18 protein-coding genes are annotated in these 14,652 nt (G+C 45.4%); 10 read left to right on the top strand and 8 right to left on the bottom strand.

Annotated elements, in window-relative coordinates; all coding sequences use genetic code 11:
• Nucleotides 1–6 precede the first annotated feature (6 nt).
• From DW724_RS00640 to DW724_RS00610, 7 genes are all read left to right on the top strand, one after another.
• Nucleotides 7–750 carry an ABC transporter permease gene (locus DW724_RS00640; protein WP_118760334.1) on the top strand — a complete coding sequence of 248 codons (744 nt, stop codon included), beginning with the start codon at nt 7–9 and terminating at the stop codon, nt 748–750.
• Nucleotides 751–764: 14 nt separating this feature from the next.
• Nucleotides 765–1,187, top strand: coding sequence for a winged helix-turn-helix domain-containing protein (locus tag DW724_RS00635; protein ID WP_118760333.1), 423 nt, complete (start codon nt 765–767; stop codon nt 1,185–1,187).
• Between the two features lie 365 nt (nt 1,188–1,552).
• On the top strand, nt 1,553–2,239 hold the full coding sequence (locus DW724_RS00630) for a response regulator transcription factor (RefSeq protein ID WP_118760332.1): 687 nt from the start codon (nt 1,553–1,555) through the stop codon (nt 2,237–2,239).
• Entirely contained in the window at nt 2,236–3,267 is a 1,032-nt protein-coding gene (locus DW724_RS00625) for a sensor histidine kinase (RefSeq protein ID WP_118760331.1), read from the top strand. The genes DW724_RS00630 and DW724_RS00625 overlap by 4 nt, the downstream gene beginning before the upstream one ends.
• Before the next feature lie 143 nt (nt 3,268–3,410).
• Nucleotides 3,411–4,076, top strand: coding sequence for an ABC transporter ATP-binding protein (locus DW724_RS00620; protein ID WP_118760330.1), 666 nt, complete (start codon nt 3,411–3,413; stop codon nt 4,074–4,076).
• A gap of 13 nt (nt 4,077–4,089) precedes the next feature.
• Nucleotides 4,090–6,720 (top strand): ABC transporter permease, encoded by a 2,631-nt coding sequence (locus DW724_RS00615; protein ID WP_118760329.1) that lies wholly within the window; start codon nt 4,090–4,092, stop codon nt 6,718–6,720.
• A 40-nt stretch (nt 6,721–6,760) separates the two neighbouring features.
• On the top strand, nt 6,761–7,186 hold the full coding sequence (locus tag DW724_RS00610; RefSeq protein ID WP_118760328.1) for a winged helix-turn-helix domain-containing protein: 426 nt from the start codon (nt 6,761–6,763) through the stop codon (nt 7,184–7,186).
• Nucleotides 7,187–7,295: 109 nt separating this feature from the next.
• Here DW724_RS00610 and DW724_RS00605 read toward each other — a convergent pair whose 3' ends face one another.
• Nucleotides 7,296–7,817 carry a PadR family transcriptional regulator gene (locus DW724_RS00605; RefSeq protein ID WP_118760327.1) on the bottom strand — a complete coding sequence of 174 codons (522 nt, stop codon included), beginning with the start codon at nt 7,815–7,817 and terminating at the stop codon, nt 7,296–7,298.
• A gap of 214 nt (nt 7,818–8,031) precedes the next feature.
• Between DW724_RS00605 and DW724_RS00600 the strand changes: the two genes are divergently transcribed.
• Both DW724_RS00600 and DW724_RS00595 read left to right on the top strand, forming a co-directional pair.
• A complete protein-coding gene (locus tag DW724_RS00600; protein WP_118760326.1) occupies nt 8,032–9,408 on the top strand; it encodes an MATE family efflux transporter in 1,377 nt (458 codons plus the stop codon).
• A gap of 93 nt (nt 9,409–9,501) precedes the next feature.
• Complete coding sequence (locus DW724_RS00595) at nt 9,502–9,924, top strand: winged helix-turn-helix domain-containing protein (protein WP_118760325.1); 423 nt, start codon at nt 9,502–9,504, stop codon at nt 9,922–9,924.
• Between the two features lie 53 nt (nt 9,925–9,977).
• Here the strand turns inward: DW724_RS00595 and DW724_RS00590 are convergent, their stop codons facing one another.
• The 3 genes from DW724_RS00590 to DW724_RS00580 form a co-directional block, all read right to left on the bottom strand.
• The gene (locus tag DW724_RS00590; RefSeq protein WP_003501974.1) at nt 9,978–10,160 is read right to left on the bottom strand and encodes a helix-turn-helix domain-containing protein; all 183 of its coding nucleotides are present in this window, start codon (nt 10,158–10,160) and stop codon (nt 9,978–9,980) included.
• On the bottom strand, nt 10,157–10,723 hold the full coding sequence (locus tag DW724_RS00585; protein WP_243105660.1) for a sigma-70 family RNA polymerase sigma factor: 567 nt from the start codon (nt 10,721–10,723) through the stop codon (nt 10,157–10,159). Before DW724_RS00585 ends, DW724_RS00590 begins: the two co-directional genes overlap by 4 nt.
• A gap of 603 nt (nt 10,724–11,326) precedes the next feature.
• Nucleotides 11,327–11,881, bottom strand: a complete 555-nt coding sequence (locus tag DW724_RS00580) for an SLOG family protein (RefSeq protein WP_243105659.1) — start codon at nt 11,879–11,881, stop codon at nt 11,327–11,329.
• A 126-nt stretch (nt 11,882–12,007) separates the two neighbouring features.
• On the opposite strand from DW724_RS00580, the gene DW724_RS00575 reads away from it, so the two are divergent.
• Nucleotides 12,008–12,337 carry a helix-turn-helix domain-containing protein gene (locus tag DW724_RS00575; RefSeq protein ID WP_118638066.1) on the top strand — a complete coding sequence of 110 codons (330 nt, stop codon included), beginning with the start codon at nt 12,008–12,010 and terminating at the stop codon, nt 12,335–12,337.
• Between the two features lie 30 nt (nt 12,338–12,367).
• Here DW724_RS00575 and DW724_RS00570 read toward each other — a convergent pair whose 3' ends face one another.
• The 4 genes from DW724_RS00570 to DW724_RS00555 form a co-directional block, all read right to left on the bottom strand.
• Complete coding sequence (locus tag DW724_RS00570) at nt 12,368–12,778, bottom strand: hypothetical protein (RefSeq protein WP_118638068.1); 411 nt, start codon at nt 12,776–12,778, stop codon at nt 12,368–12,370.
• Between the two features lie 4 nt (nt 12,779–12,782).
• Nucleotides 12,783–13,697 carry a ParM/StbA family protein gene (locus tag DW724_RS00565; RefSeq protein ID WP_118638070.1) on the bottom strand — a complete coding sequence of 305 codons (915 nt, stop codon included), beginning with the start codon at nt 13,695–13,697 and terminating at the stop codon, nt 12,783–12,785.
• A 166-nt stretch (nt 13,698–13,863) separates the two neighbouring features.
• A complete protein-coding gene (locus DW724_RS00560) occupies nt 13,864–14,298 on the bottom strand; it encodes a winged helix-turn-helix domain-containing protein (RefSeq protein ID WP_029465871.1) in 435 nt (144 codons plus the stop codon).
• 55 nt (nt 14,299–14,353) lie between these two features.
• Entirely contained in the window at nt 14,354–14,518 is a 165-nt protein-coding gene (locus tag DW724_RS00555; RefSeq protein WP_117497604.1) for a DUF6440 family protein, read from the bottom strand.
• Nucleotides 14,519–14,652: the final 134 nt, after the last annotated feature.

Here is a 14,652-nt window from a genome sequence, read left to right as displayed (position 1 = left end):
ATTGTAATGCTTATCAATGCAATTCGGGCGGAAAATCTGAAAAGCCGCCATTCTCATATGTGGGTAGCAGTTCTCATTCTGCCACTTTTGACCGCCGCCATTGGTGCAATCATTTATGGCATCAATGCTTCGGCCAATTTGTACGACGGCGCAGTATGGCAGCAGCTTTGGCTTCAAACAGGGCTGTTCTATGGGTATTTTTTCTTTCCAATCCTGATTGCCATTTGTGCGTCCTATTTGTGGCGGCTGGAACACACAAATCACAACTGGAACAGCCTTATGACAACGCCGGTTTCCCGGTCAACCATTTTCATTGCGAAGCTGGTTGTGCTGACAAAATCTATTCTGGCCGCACAAGTTCTTTTGATGGTGTTTATCATTATCGTGGGAAAGGTTGTGTTTCGGTTTGAACAGCCCATCCCTATCAATATGCTATGGTGGCTGTTTATGGGCTGGTTTTCAGCTTTGAGCGTTGGTGCTGTTCAGCTTTACTTGTCCATGCGGATCAGGAGCTTTGCGGTGCCGGTAGGTTTGGCGGTTTGCCTTAGTGTTGGCGGTCTGGCTTTCCATATTGCGGGTTTAAGCGAAATATTCCCTTATTCGCAAATCATTCTCGGCCTATCGTCACAGGACGAAGCATTGCCCATTGACAGCATAACGACTTTGGTACCTATGGTTCTTGTCTATACGGTATTATTTGCGGTTTTGGCTACCCATCATCTGAAAAAAGCAGATGTTGTAGCCGGATAAAGGAGGTGAGCGATATGGGAAAACTCCTGGTACTGTCGGTTTCCGACTGCGAAGAACACATCTTTAATAGAATCATGGCAGCAATCATAGACGAACCAGAGCTTGACCGTATTGCTCTCCCGCTCTCTGCTGCCAGTCTCTCCTTCCCCGATCTTGAGATTCGACTAAAGGAGCAGACAGTATCCTGCAGAGGGCAACTTGTCACTCTGACTCACCATGAATTTGCAGTTCTTGCATATCTGGCTCGTCACCCTGGCTGGGTATTCTCAGCCAGCCAAATTTACGAGGCTGTATGGGATAAAGACGGCGAATGCTGCGGTACTGCCGTTGCCAGTGTCATCAGCCAGATCCGGCGTAAACTGACACCTGATATGCCAAGAGGCGGTTATATCCGCACTGTGTTGGGCAGCGGGTATAAATTTGAATCCAAGATATAGGAAACGCTGGACACAGTGGCCTGTTGGCTCTGTCCGGCGTTTTGCTTTATATAAAATAAGGTTGTAGACATTGCTTCCTTGCGTTGATTGAGCGAAGAAATTATAATTGAGGAATCATAGAAATCCACATAATTTATATTCCATGAAAAAACAAGTAGGAAAAATGGGGTGTTACCCCAAGTCAGATCAATTATTTGTGTGCCGGTGGGCGTATCCCCGGCGCTGTAAAGATGGCTACCATTTGGCTGATTCCCAAGGATGCGGAAAAACCGGCAGACCGTCGTTTCAAAAATACAAAAAATAATCCTCTTGTGAGGTTTCTGTGACATTTGGATGCTACACTAAGAATGAAGGAGTGTGATACAATGCGAATTTTAGTAGTCGAAGATGACCGACTTTTGAATAATACTTTGTGCTATAACCTGGATACTGCGGGCTATGTCGTGGACTCTGCATTGACAAAATCAGCAGCCAGCAACTTTCTGACCAAGCAGGACTATGACCTGATCGTGCTGGATGTAAACCTGCCGGACGGGAATGGCTTTGATTTCTGCCGTGAGGTAAAGGAGCGCCGGCCGGATACAGCGGTGATCTTCCTGACCGCAAATGATATGGAGAGCGATATGCTCAAGGGCTATGAGCTGGGCGCAGAGGACTATGTGACCAAGCCATTTCCTATGAGCGTCTTTCAAAAAAAGCTGTCCGTGGTGCTGGGGCGGCTGGCAAAACAGTCTGGTGGCGGTGATTGCTACGAGGATGGTGCGCTGTCCATCAATTTCTCGGAGATGACGGCTTCCCTGTCCGGTAAGCCGCTGGTGTTCACTCCATTGGAATACCGGTTGTTAAAAATCCTGACCAAAAACCCGCAGAATGTTTTGACCAGGCAGATGCTGCTTGAAAAGCTGTGGGATGCCGATGGGAACTTTGTGGATGAACACGCCCTGACTGCGGCCATCAGCCGGGTGCGGAACAAAATTGAAACAGAGGGATGCCAGTACATCAAGACGGTGTACGGCATGGGCTATATGTGGATCGGAGGGGCATCGAAATGAATATGCGAAAACTCTCCATCAACAAAGCCTGCGTCCTTTTGGGAACGCTTTTGCTGCTGGCGGTTGGTGCAGTCTGCACCGCTGTTTATCTGCTGACCCAGAATATAACCGCTGTCCGGTGTGTGTTCCTGTTCAGTCTCTTTGTACTGCTCTGCGTTATCTTCTTTGTGGCCCTGATCCGCCGGAAGCTGGTCCGGTTCTCCGATGCCTTTTGTGGTCAGATGGATGATATGCTCTCCGGGGATATGCAGCCCAAGCAGACGGTTGAAGAAGAAAGCCTGTTCTATAAAATCAACTATCGGCTGGGGCGGCTGTACGAAGTCATGCAGGAAAATAAAAACAGCATCGCAAAGGAACGGGCTGACCTGCAAGAGCTGATCTCCGACATCTCCCATCAGGTCAAGACCCCGATTGCCAACTTGAAGATGATCAACAACACGCTGCTTGAAAACGAGGTCCCCCCGCAGAAGCAAAAGGAATTTCTGACAGCCCAGGCCAGCCAGCTTGATAAGCTGGACTTCCTCATGCAAGCCATGATTAAAACCTCCCGCCTGGAAACAGGAGTCATTTCGCTGGAGCAAAAACAGCAGCCGGTTTATGATACCCTTGCCGCTGCCCTGGGCGGGATTTTGCTCAATGCCGAAAAGAAACAAATAGATGTGCAGGTGGAATGCCCGGAGCATTTGGATGCACGCCATGATAGAAAATGGACAAGCGAAGCCCTGTTCAACATTCTGGATAATGCTGTGAAATACACCCCGGCAGGCGGGCAGATCCGTGTGTCGGTGGAAGGCTGGGAAATGTATGTGAAGATCGACATTGCCGACACCGGCATTGGCATCTCAGAACAGCACCAAGGGACGATTTTCAAGCGGTTTTACCGGGAAGATGCGGTGCATGATGTGGACGGTATTGGGATTGGCCTGTATCTGGCCCGCGAGATCGTGACCTTGCAGGGCGGTTATATCCGGGTGGTATCAGAGGTTGGGAAAGGCTCAACCTTTTCTGTTTGCCTGCTCCGAAAGTAGAGCAAGCACGCCCCAAAAATTGAAATGTCACAGGTTCGTGACATTTGGGGCCGATTTTACCCAAAATTTTTTGTGGCTCGTGACATTTCTGTGAGGTTTGGTCGTTACAATGGTTTTATCAAAAAGAAAGGATGGTGTTCTTTATGAGCATTTTGCAAACGACTGAACTGAAAAAATATTATGGCGCAAAGCCGAACATTACCAGAGCCTTGGATGGTGTGACCCTCTCCATTGAGGAGGGCGAATTTGTAGCCATCGTAGGAACCTCCGGCAGCGGCAAATCCACTCTGCTGAACATGATTGGCGGGCTGGATGTGCCTACCTCCGGCAAGGTTATTGTGGATGGGCGTGAACTCTCCACATTAAAAGATGAGCAGCTTACTATCTTCCGTAGGAGAAAGATCGGCTTCATCTTCCAGAACTACAATCTGGTTCCGGTGCTAAATGTCTACGAAAACATCGTGCTGCCTGTGGAGTTGGACGGAAACAAAGTAGACAAGAAGTTTATGAAAGAAGTAGTGCAGATGCTGGGGCTGGAGGATAAGCTGAACAATATGCCCAACAACCTCTCCGGCGGCCAGCAGCAGCGTGTAGCCATCGCCCGCGCATTGGTGTCAAAGCCCGCTATCGTTCTGGCAGACGAACCTACCGGCAACCTGGACAGCAAGACCAGCAGTGATGTGCTGGGGCTTTTGAAAGTAACCAGCCAGAAATTTCAACAAACTCTTGTAATGATTACTCATAACAATGAGATCGCCCAGCTCGCCGACCGTATTATTCGGATTGAGGATGGCAAAATCGTACAGTAAAGGGGGCGGGACTATGAATGACATTCTATTTGGCAATAATAATACAAAAACCATCAAACGGCTGTCTAAACAATATTTCAAGAAGAATAAGGTTCGTAATCTGGCGGCGATTCTTGCGATCGTTCTGACAGCATTTTTGTTTACATCCATCACTTCACTGGCATTTAACATGGTATCCTCCATGCAGCTCTCTATGCAGATGCAGAAAGGCAGCAAGGGAGATGGAACCTTCGGCTATATGACAGAGGAGCAATTTGAGCAACTGAAAAACAGTGATTTTGTGGAGCAGGCAGGTCATCGGCGGACGATTGGATATGCAAGCAACGCCCTGGGTCATTCTGTTGAATTGAACTATGCTGACAGCATACAGCAGGAACTTACATTCTGCGTGCCAACGCATGGCTCAGCGCCGGAAAAGGCGAATGAAATTGCTACTACCGAACTGGCTTTGAAAGCCCTTGGTGTGGAACCGGAGATTGGAGCAGAAGTTCCTCTGGAATTTGAACTGCGGGGAAAAACCTATCATTATGATATGGTGCTTTCCGGTTGGTGGGAAGCAAGCAACGATACAGTCAGCGTGGCGATTCTCTCAGAGCAGTTTGTAAAAGATAATCCGGATGTGGTGAAAAATACCCACGCAGTGGATGGAGAAATCTCAGGGGTTACTTTTTCTGAAGTTGTGCTGAAAGACAAGACGAACATTCAGGAGCAGATGGATAGCTTTGTCTACTCCATCGGCGGCAATCCAGAGGATATGTCTGCTGATAACTTTATCCTCTCTGTTGAAAACCAGATGGGAAAAGCCATGATTTCTTCGGAGTCCATCTTATTTGCCGTAGTGTTTGTTTTGATGTTTGTATTGTGTGGCTATCTGCTGATTTATAATATTTTTGATATTTCCGTTATGCAGGATGTTCGGCAATATGGCTTACTGCGGATGATTGGCACTTCTACACGGCAAATTAAAAGCATCGTCAATCGGCAGGCGGTATGGCTGACCCTGATCGGTCTGCCGATCGGTTTAATTGCCGGGTTCTTTGCAGGCAGGGCGTTGCTTCCGGTAGTAATGCGAATTTTCAGTTATGAGTATTCTACGGCAAGTTTGCAGGCATCGGCATCTCCTATGCTATTTGTTATAGCCGCATTGTTTACGATTTTGACAGTGTTTATCAGTACCCGCAAACCGGCAAAAAAGGCATCAAAAGTATCTCCCATGGAGGCAATTCGTTATACGGAGCAGGATGATTATAAAAAGAAAACGGTTACACGAACCAGTGGAGCAAAGCTCTCTCACATGGCATTTTCTAACTTAGGACGTAACAGACGCCGTTGTGTATTCATCGTTGTTTCTATGCTTTTGTGTATCGTTCTGTTCAACTCTATTATCATCGTGACACAGAGTATGGATGAAGAAAAGTGGATTACCCGCACAACAAAAACAGATTTTACCGTCTACAATTCGATTGCAGTCAATGTTCAGGAGGGCTTTAGACATCACGAAGATGCACTTCCACAGCAAGTAGTAGATATGATCCGTGAGCAGGACGGTCTGGAAGAAGAACGGTATCTTTATCGTAACACCGTAGATGACGGTAACGTGCTTGTGGATTACGGCTTTGAGGGACTTACTTGCACAAATACTTTTGAATATGAAAATGGGATTAGCAAGTCTTTCGGGAATTATGCGCTGAATACTGCCCCGGATGCAGAAAATCTTTTCTTTGGAAATGTCTATGGCGCTTCCGAACATTTTTGGTCTGACATGATGATTTATGATGGTGAAACAGATCCTAATGTACTGAAACAGAAAATGCTAACCGGAGAATATGTCATTATCGGAGACCGGTTAGACCGACTGAGTGGTGGCCCGAAAACAACATCCCTGTCAGAGCAGTTGCAGATCGGTGATAGCATTTCTTTTTACAGGGATGGTGAGTTAGTCAAAACCTGCACAATTCTGGCAAAAGCCTGCACCGTTGGGACTGAGGACGAAACGCCGACAACAACTACGGCTACGATGCATATTGGCGGCGATGCGCCTTTTGTGTATTTACCAGACACCGTATTCAAACAGATTTACACGACCCCGACCCTGTTGAACTATGGATTTAATATGGATGCTTCTCTGCATCCGCAAATGGAGGACTTCCTGAGCAGTTATGTTGAAAAGAACCCCTCTGTTACCTATACCTCAACAAAATTACTGAAAGAACAATTAAATTCTGTTGCAAGTATGGTTTTGGTTGTAGGTAGTCTGATTGGCTGTATCATGGCATTGGCGGGATTGATTAACTTTACAAATATGATCATCACCAATATTATTACCCGCCGCCATGAGTTTGCGACTATGCAGAGTATCGGTATGACAAATCGCCAGCTTCAAAGGCTGATGGTTTATGAAGGCGTTTACTATGCCGCTGGTGCAGACATCATTGGAGGAGTGGTTGCGCTGCTGCTTGCCATGACGGTGCTGAAAAATGTCTTGAACTCGCCATCTATGTGGTTCTTTACCCTGAATATCACATTGGTTCCTGTTATGGTCATTGGTGTGCTTTATCTGTTGCTGGCTGCGGTCATTCCGCTGATTGTTCTCCACTTCTTTAACAAGGGAACTGTGGTGGAACGGCTGAGGACTTCGGAGTAAAATATCACAAAAATAATATGTGAGAAAGGATGTGAGCAAAATGGGTAAACTCGTGATCCTGTCCGTTACTGATCATGAAGAACATATAATCAATAAAATTATGGAGCTTATTGCGGATGAGCCGGAGTTTATCCACCTTGCACCATCTCCACCGCAGTCTGCACTTTCCTTCCCTGGTCTTGAAATTCGGCTGAAGGAACAAACTGTATATTGCAACAGTACCTTCATCACTTTGACTTACCATGAATTTGCAGTCCTTACATATCTGGCCCGTCATCCCGGTTGGGTATTTTCCGCTCATCAAATCTATGAAGCTATATGGTGCAAAGATGGTGAGCACTGCGGAACTGCCGTTTCCAGTGTCATCAGTCAGATTCGTCGCAAGCTGACGCCGGACACGCCAAAAGGCGGTTATATCCGCACTGTACTGGGCAGTGGATATAAGTTTAACAGTTCTCCCTTTTAAGGCAGCAAGAAAGGCTTCGAGACCGCAATGTTCTCGAAGCCTTTCTTATTTTTCATAAGACATGAACCCTCTAACTCAGTCAACTATAATCCCTATAAGAATACTGGTTTCAGATTATATTTAAAGAACTAATCCATGCTTGGATTGCTTCCACCAATACATACTGCTGACGTAACACGGCCATTCCTGTTGCCGGAACACTGGAGTCGTTTCCCTTTTCCCGTATATTATCTTCCAGATAAGATTTTAGAATACTAACATTTTCCTGAATCTCTGCTATGCACGACTTTTGTTTTTCAGGCGGCAAGGAATCCAAATTCACAATAACAGCGTTGAAGTCCAGAAAAATGTTAATCGGCTTTGCGGAAATCTCAAACATAAGACGTTCAAATTCTGCTTCTCCGGCTTCTGTTAGGGAGTAAATTGCTTTTTCTGGCATCTTTCCTTCCTTTACGATTTCGCCTCTGATTAGTCCTTTCTCTTCCAACTGAATGGCTTTTTTGTAAATGGATGGGGTGCTGATTTTTACCCATTTTGATATATTTCTATATTCCACCAACTTTTGAATATCATAGGCACTCATTGGCTCCTTTTTCAAAATTCCCAACACGATCAAATCTATGGTAGCCATGTGGATCACGCCCTTTCGCTATGTTCTCTGCATGAAAGAATACCGTCAAATTCACTATAAGTTATAGTAGTAGATTTTATACTCTTTGTCAAGGCAATTTGCTTCACTTCTCTTGACATCTACTATAAATTATAGTAGTATGATCCATGCAACAGTATACTATATTTTATACTACTGTAATTTACACTCTCAGAGAGCGAAAGGAGTATTTACAATGAGTGAACGTAACAACAAACTTGAGCTTTTGGGCAGTGCGCCTATCCCCAAAGCTCTGATGTCGCTTGGCGTGCCGATTATGATTGGGATGTTAATCAATGCCCTATATAATCTGGTGGATGCCTATTTTGTGAGCGGACTGGGAAAGAGTCAAATGGGAGCCATTTCTATCGTTTTCCCGTTAGGACAAGTCGTAGTTGGATTGGGACTAATGTTTGGCAACGGTGCTGCATCCTACCTGTCAAGACTTTTGGGACGAGGCGATAAGGATACTGCCAATAAGGTGGCAAGTACCGCTCTGTATAGTAGTCTTCTGATTGGCGCTATTATCATCCTTTTCTCTACAATCTTCCTTAAACCAATTTTGACTATGTTAGGCGCGACAGAAACTATCATGCCGTATGCTCTGACATATTCAAGAATTTATATATTGTCCTGTGTTTTCAATGTGTTTAATGTGACCATGAACAATATTGTAAGCAGTGAAGGTGCAGCAAAGACAACTATGTGTGCATTACTGTTGGGAGCTGTGTTGAATATCGGATTAGACCCTCTTTTTATTTACACTTTCAACATGGGGGTTGCCGGTGCAGCGATCGCCACTGCGATTTCTCAGCTGGTATCTACACTTGTTTATCTTACATATATTCTGCGAAAAAGAAGTGCATTTTCTTTCAGCTTAAAAGCATTTTCTCCAAATGGGCAAATGATAGCGGAAATCTTGAAAATCGGTGTACCTACTTTGGTATTCCAGTTGCTTACAAGTCTTTCGATTACCCTGATTAACCGTGCAGCCAGCGATTATGGCGATTCGGTTATTGCAGGCATGGGGGCAGTCACGCGAATTACTGCTATGGGAACGCTTGTTGTCTTTGGATTTCTGAAAGGGTTTCAACCTATTGCCGGATTCAGCTATGGGGCAAAGAAATTTGATCGTCTACGCGAAGCAATCAAAACCTCAATCATTTGGTCTACAAGTTTCTGCTTAGTCGTAGGCTTGGTGATGGCTGCTTTCTCCACGCAGATTATCTCTCAATTTACCGAGGGAGATGTTCAAATGATTTTAACCGGTCAAAAATCTCTGTTTGCGAACGGTCTTACATTCATTTTTTTCGGTTTCTACACGGTATACTCCTCTCTATTTCTTGCTCTGGGCAAGGGAGCGGCAGGTTTCTTTTTAGGAGCATGCAGACAAGGTATCTGCTTTGTTCCTGTCATTTTGCTGCTTCCTATGGTATGGGGCATGAATGGAATCCTATATGCCCAGCCTATTGCAGATATAATTTCCGTAGTAATCACGCTATTTATGGCAATACATCTTCATAGGGAAATATCCATAGCCGAAAATCATACTATTTCTGAAAAAAATCAATAACCTAATTTTACCACAACGAAAACCCATGTTCGCTGACAAAAGGAAAAATCACCGAACACCAAATATAAGTATGCAGGAGGGGATACACACAATATGGGAAAACTCTTGATAGTGTCCATTTCTGACCACGAAGAACATATTTTTAATAGAGTCATGGCAGCCATCGCAGATGAACCAGATTTTGACCATATTTCCCCTCCACCACAGTCAAGTCTTTCCTTTTCTAATTTGGAAATCTTACTGAAAGAACATGCTGTGTACTGTAGTGGCAATCTTATTCCTATGACCCAACATGAGTTTGCTGTCCTCGCTTATTTGGCTCGTCATCCTGGCTGGGTATTTTCTGCCAGCCAGATCTATGAGGCTGTGTGGAATGCGGATGGTGAACACTGCGGTACTGCAGTTGCCAGCGTCATCGGTCAGATCCGTCGCAAGCTGACGCCAGACACGCCGAAGGGCGGTTATATCCGCACCGTACTGGGCAGTGGGTATAAATTTAACAGTTCTCCTTTTTAAGTCAGTAAGAAAGGCTCCGAGGTCGTAATGATCTCGGAGCCTTTCTCATTGACTTAAATCCTAAACAGGCTGATTGCCTTCAGTAAAATAATGCTCAATTCCTGGTATAAATCTTCATCAAGTACGCCATCAATAATGGCATACTTGAGTAGCAATGGCCGGTACATCTGTAAGATTGCCGTAATGGCATCCTCGTTGCCAGCCTTGGCGCTGAGAAGCAGACATTCAAAATTCATTTTTTGTCACCTCCTTCAATGCACTTTCTGATTTTCTGAATCGTCCTGTAGTAAAGTGCCGCTGCCCCTTTATAGGACAGCCCAAACTTTAGTCCCAGCGTCTCAAAATCTTCTTCCTCCAGCGTTCGAGCCAGAAATATCTGGCGTTCCCGTTCATTGAGTTTCTGCAACGCCTCCAGAAGCACTCCATTCTCAATGACATCCATAAGCGGCAATCTGTCCAAGACCACTTCCTCTGAGCTGGGTTCGGATTCATAGACCGCTTCCACAGCACTCTCTATACTGTTGCGCTTATAGAGCTGGATCAAATAATCTTTTCTGCGGCGTTTGACCGCCGAAACTAAATATGCTGTAAACCTGAATTGCAGGTCATCTTCTGCCTGCCCATTGTTCCGTTGCCACATGGCTTTACCTCCAAAAGTCTCAAGAATTCCGATGGATTTCCTGAACTTCTGGTGGTGACCTGCACCGGACCAAATCTGGCTGAGATAAAGAAAAACAGCCAGCTTTGTACCAATGGACAAAACCAGCTGTTCCTTGAATTTCTGCATCGAGCAGTTCAATAGATGCCGTCCGGGCAGGTGGAGGTTTATCTTTATGTAGAGAAAACTCTCTTGTCCTACCTCGACGATATACCCCTATTGAGAGCCGTTCATGAAAAGCCGTGTGTCCTGGAGTTATGAAAGCAATGAACTGCTCGATGTTGTGGAATCCTTTCTCCATAACATCGCTACTCCCTGTCCGCAGTTATGCGGACGGCACACAGGCGGCCTGCATCATCCCCTTTCTTTCGCGATATGGCAGCGCAACGCTGCCGCCCTGCTGATAATTGTTAAATTGTGAAATAATACTTTTTTCAAATGCTATTCCAGCTATTCTATTAAATTAAAACAAAAGGCGGCCTCCATCCTTATTGTCAGGATAAAGACCGCCTTCTTCTTCCGATTTTCATTGGGTATCGTACTGATCTCATACCCCCACCTCCGCTTATCGAATTTTCATTGATTTTTGGGATTACTGCCATAATTACAGTGTAACTGACAGTTTTCGGAAACTTTTGGAGTAGCGTTGGAATCACCTTCGAGAAAAGAGAAAATCGTTCGACATTATATGACAAAACAGGCTCCAAAACGGTCACACCTCTTTCCCGTTTTGGAGCTGTTCCTTTATTTTTTCCATAAAATTGCATCTTCCGTCGTTACCTGTGCCGTATCTGGATGGATATAAATGATTTGGAGTCCTTTCTTTTTTGCATAGTTGACAGTCTGCTGGGTTCCAGACCGCATATTGTGTGTATTGTCATAGACAGCCACCATATATCTGGCCTGCTCCACCATATAGTAATTGCGTTTCTTATAATTGTCACTTGATGGCATTTCACCCAAGATTAAGACCTTCGCAGCATATTTGCGAATAAACCCCATCCTCTTTCGATGCCAGTCATCCCAGCCTGCATCATAACCCTCAAAAGGGAGAGCCAGACACAATTCCACATCTTGATACATTGTCTGTTCTTTCATTCGCAGCAGGATCTCTGCTGCCCACATATCAGCTCCCATTGCTCCCCCAGCCCAAAAGCATCGTACTCCCTGATTATAAAGCCGTATAAGCTGCTCCTGCAGACATTTTTTGATCCGCTGACAACGCTTGTCCTTTTCGTTATATTTAAACTTAAAACGGGTCGGTCTGTGGCCTGTAATCACACACGAAAAACTGTTCATATGGTTCTCCTTTCCCAGCATACTTCTTTGTCTATTATACTTGCCATAGACGAGATAAATCAACCATGACCGCTTAATAATCCATGTCATAGAGGATAAAATGTAACTATAGCATGGAGGTGACGCATGGATAATCTACTGAAAGATATGGGCAAACGGATCTTCGACCGGAGGAAACAACTGAATATGACCCAGGAAACTCTGGCAGAGTTGGCTCATGTCACACCACAGACCATCTCCACCGCAGAACTGGGTCAAAAGGCTATGAGACCTGAAACGATCCTTAAAGTCTGTGATGCACTCAACATCAGCACCGAGTATTTGTTGCGAGGCGTCATCACAGAAACAGATTCCTCCCTTCTTATGGAGAAGATTTCCACACTAACACCCAAACAATACAGGCATTTTGAAGATATTTTAGACAGTTTTATCGCGGCCATACAGGAAGAGGCATAGGAGCATCACTGGCTCCCATGCCTCTTTTGATTATCCCCGGCTGCGGAACGCAGATAAAGTACTGGCAATCAGGCTGCGTGTCCTATCGTCCATTTCCGGATCATCGTCCACTTCCTGTGCAGTCGAAAGCATCACAGGCGCTGCAGGCTTCTCCACCAATCTGGCTGTGGGAATCTGCTCTTCTGCTTTTTCCTGTCCCATACCTTCCTGCCGCAAAATCTCTTTGACGATAGCCACCACCGCTTCTTTGCTGATGATTGAAGCATTTAGCGGCTGCGGCTCTTGCCCAAAGTGCTCATTATAGTAGACCACTGCATTTGCCACATACTGTGCTTTTGTACGTGGACTCTGCAGCTCCAGTAATCCAATGGCAGTCTCGTGTATGGGATCTCCCTCATTGAATCGCAGCGTAAACCGCCCTCGTTCTTTTTTCTCGCCCATACCATCACCTGCCTGCTGTTTCAATCCGGTACAGATACTCATAGCCATCCGCATTTGCATTGATTTTCGGTACGAAGAATGGTGTTCCCACCTTGCCCGAAGTTTCGATCTGTCGCTTCAAAAGAATGGCGCCACCGCCTACAAATACTACCTTGCAGTATTGCAAATCCAACATCCTCTCTCGCAGCGTGCTGAACAGATCATTGATAAATTCCTGTGCCATCTGCTCTGTCAGCCGTATAGCTGCGTCTGGATATTGGGTCTTCTTCCCCATCAGGATAGCGTCCACATCTCCTTCATCCAACAGCAGGTCCAGCTCCGAATTCACCTTGGAACGCACCTTATTGTACAACAGGATCACACCATTTTCTAACGAATCGCAGGAGGTAAGGTCAATCTCTCCGTTTTTCATCAGCAGATAGTCGGCAGTAAACCCGCCAATATCCAAGATTACCGCTTTGGGCTCCTCCACAAGCGTGTGAAGCATGGTGGCCGCTGCTGCGTAAGCCTGGGGAAAGCAGGCCACATCTTCAATATAGATGGAGTACGGCTTGCCCTGCACCTCAAATTCTACCATTCCCCGCTGCCCAAAGTATTGTGTAAACCGCTCCACCTGGGCGCCAAAGTGTGCCGGCGGCAACCCTACCGCCAGTTGGATACGCTGCACCTCTGAGGAATATGCCCCCCTCGCTTCAATCTCACCAGCCAAAGCAAATAGGGTCAGGATAAAGAAGCGATCATCCTCCGTTTTATCTTTCCGATAAGGAATCCGCTCAGTAGACAGCGTATAGTAGGTATTCTGATACCTCAGTACATTCTGTCCAAAGGGACGGGTGACACTCTGCTTCAGACCGGACACAAAGGGGTTGCAATGAACCGTTTTAATTTGTTTGTTGCCATGATCAACGCCAATAAGCATATGTAATGCCTCCTTTTTACTTTATACATATCCTTTACGCCTATATGACGCCTATTCTCAACAATCACACACTATTTTTATGAAAACAAAAAGCAGGAGACCCATCATAAGGGTTTCCCGCTTTGGACTGCTTCATAATATCGCAGCTAATATATATTTGATTGTTCTATTCTGCCATACCCTGCGGAACTTCAAATTTGTATCCGCTCCCCAAAACAGTACGGATATAACCCGCTTTCGGCATATCCGGAGTCAGTTTTCTGCGGATCTGACCAATGACGCTGGCAACGGCTGTTCCGCAGTTTTCACCATCCTCACCCCACACTTCTTCATAGATCTGCCCGGCAGAAAATACCCAGGATGGGTGGTTTGCTAAGTATACCAATGTCGCAAATTCCCGATGGGTCATAGAAATCAACTCGCCGTTTCGGTGTACAGTTCTCTCCTTCAGGCGAAGCTCCAATCCCGGAAAAACAAGAGTATTACAAGGGTGAGATGACACAATATGGTCAAATCCCGGCTCGGCTGCAATAATCTCCATAATTCTGCTAAGTATATATTCTTCATGGTCTGTTACCGACAATACAAAGATTTTTCCCATATGTCCCTCCCTTATTCATAATTAGAATGCTGATACCCTGCAACCAATATAAAGTTTACTTGTTTATTTCAGTAATAACGACTGTTCCGTTTTTATCCAGCAAAGGGGTAATCCCCGTATCATGGACAAGGTAGTTTACACCTGTTTCGGTGTCTACAACAATACTCAAGGAAGTTCCCTGTGTATAGATTGTTTCAAAGCGCTTTTCTTTGTTTGCCATAGTAATCCACTCCTTTGCATGGTGTAAGGTATCAGCATTTCTAATTTATTACTCTATGATAAAGGCCAAATGTTGCAGAAATCTCCTAACCTCTTTCTTTTTCGGCAAGAAAACAGGCGGAATTGCTTCATTTT

The organism is Butyricicoccus sp. AM27-36 (assembly GCF_003480945.1).
GTDB lineage: Bacteria > Bacillota > Clostridia > Oscillospirales > Butyricicoccaceae > Agathobaculum > Agathobaculum butyriciproducens.
This window is presented reverse-complemented; position numbering and strand designations above follow the sequence as displayed.

Excerpts from the sequence above, each read along its gene's own strand:
- DW724_RS00640 (WP_118760334.1), top strand. The coding sequence starts at position 7 with ATGCTTATCAATGCAATTCGGGCGGAAAATCTGAAAAGCCGCCATTCT.
- DW724_RS00635 (WP_118760333.1), top strand. The coding sequence starts at position 765 with ATGGGAAAACTCCTGGTACTGTCGGTTTCCGACTGCGAAGAACACATC.
- DW724_RS00630 (WP_118760332.1), top strand. The coding sequence starts at position 1,553 with ATGCGAATTTTAGTAGTCGAAGATGACCGACTTTTGAATAATACTTTG.
- DW724_RS00625 (WP_118760331.1), top strand. The coding sequence starts at position 2,236 with ATGAATATGCGAAAACTCTCCATCAACAAAGCCTGCGTCCTTTTGGGA.
- DW724_RS00620 (WP_118760330.1), top strand. The coding sequence starts at position 3,411 with ATGAGCATTTTGCAAACGACTGAACTGAAAAAATATTATGGCGCAAAG.
- DW724_RS00615 (WP_118760329.1), top strand. The coding sequence starts at position 4,090 with ATGAATGACATTCTATTTGGCAATAATAATACAAAAACCATCAAACGG.
- DW724_RS00610 (WP_118760328.1), top strand. The coding sequence starts at position 6,761 with ATGGGTAAACTCGTGATCCTGTCCGTTACTGATCATGAAGAACATATA.
- DW724_RS00605 (WP_118760327.1), bottom strand. The coding sequence starts at position 7,817 with ATGGCTACCATAGATTTGATCGTGTTGGGAATTTTGAAAAAGGAGCCA.
- DW724_RS00600 (WP_118760326.1), top strand. The coding sequence starts at position 8,032 with ATGAGTGAACGTAACAACAAACTTGAGCTTTTGGGCAGTGCGCCTATC.
- DW724_RS00595 (WP_118760325.1), top strand. The coding sequence starts at position 9,502 with ATGGGAAAACTCTTGATAGTGTCCATTTCTGACCACGAAGAACATATT.
- DW724_RS00590 (WP_003501974.1), bottom strand. The coding sequence starts at position 10,160 with ATGAATTTTGAATGTCTGCTTCTCAGCGCCAAGGCTGGCAACGAGGAT.
- DW724_RS00580 (WP_243105659.1), bottom strand. The coding sequence starts at position 11,881 with ATGAACAGTTTTTCGTGTGTGATTACAGGCCACAGACCGACCCGTTTT.
- DW724_RS00575 (WP_118638066.1), top strand. The coding sequence starts at position 12,008 with ATGGATAATCTACTGAAAGATATGGGCAAACGGATCTTCGACCGGAGG.
- DW724_RS00570 (WP_118638068.1), bottom strand. The coding sequence starts at position 12,778 with ATGGGCGAGAAAAAAGAACGAGGGCGGTTTACGCTGCGATTCAATGAG.
- DW724_RS00565 (WP_118638070.1), bottom strand. The coding sequence starts at position 13,697 with ATGCTTATTGGCGTTGATCATGGCAACAAACAAATTAAAACGGTTCAT.
- DW724_RS00560 (WP_029465871.1), bottom strand. The coding sequence starts at position 14,298 with ATGGGAAAAATCTTTGTATTGTCGGTAACAGACCATGAAGAATATATA.
- DW724_RS00555 (WP_117497604.1), bottom strand. The coding sequence starts at position 14,518 with ATGGCAAACAAAGAAAAGCGCTTTGAAACAATCTATACACAGGGAACT.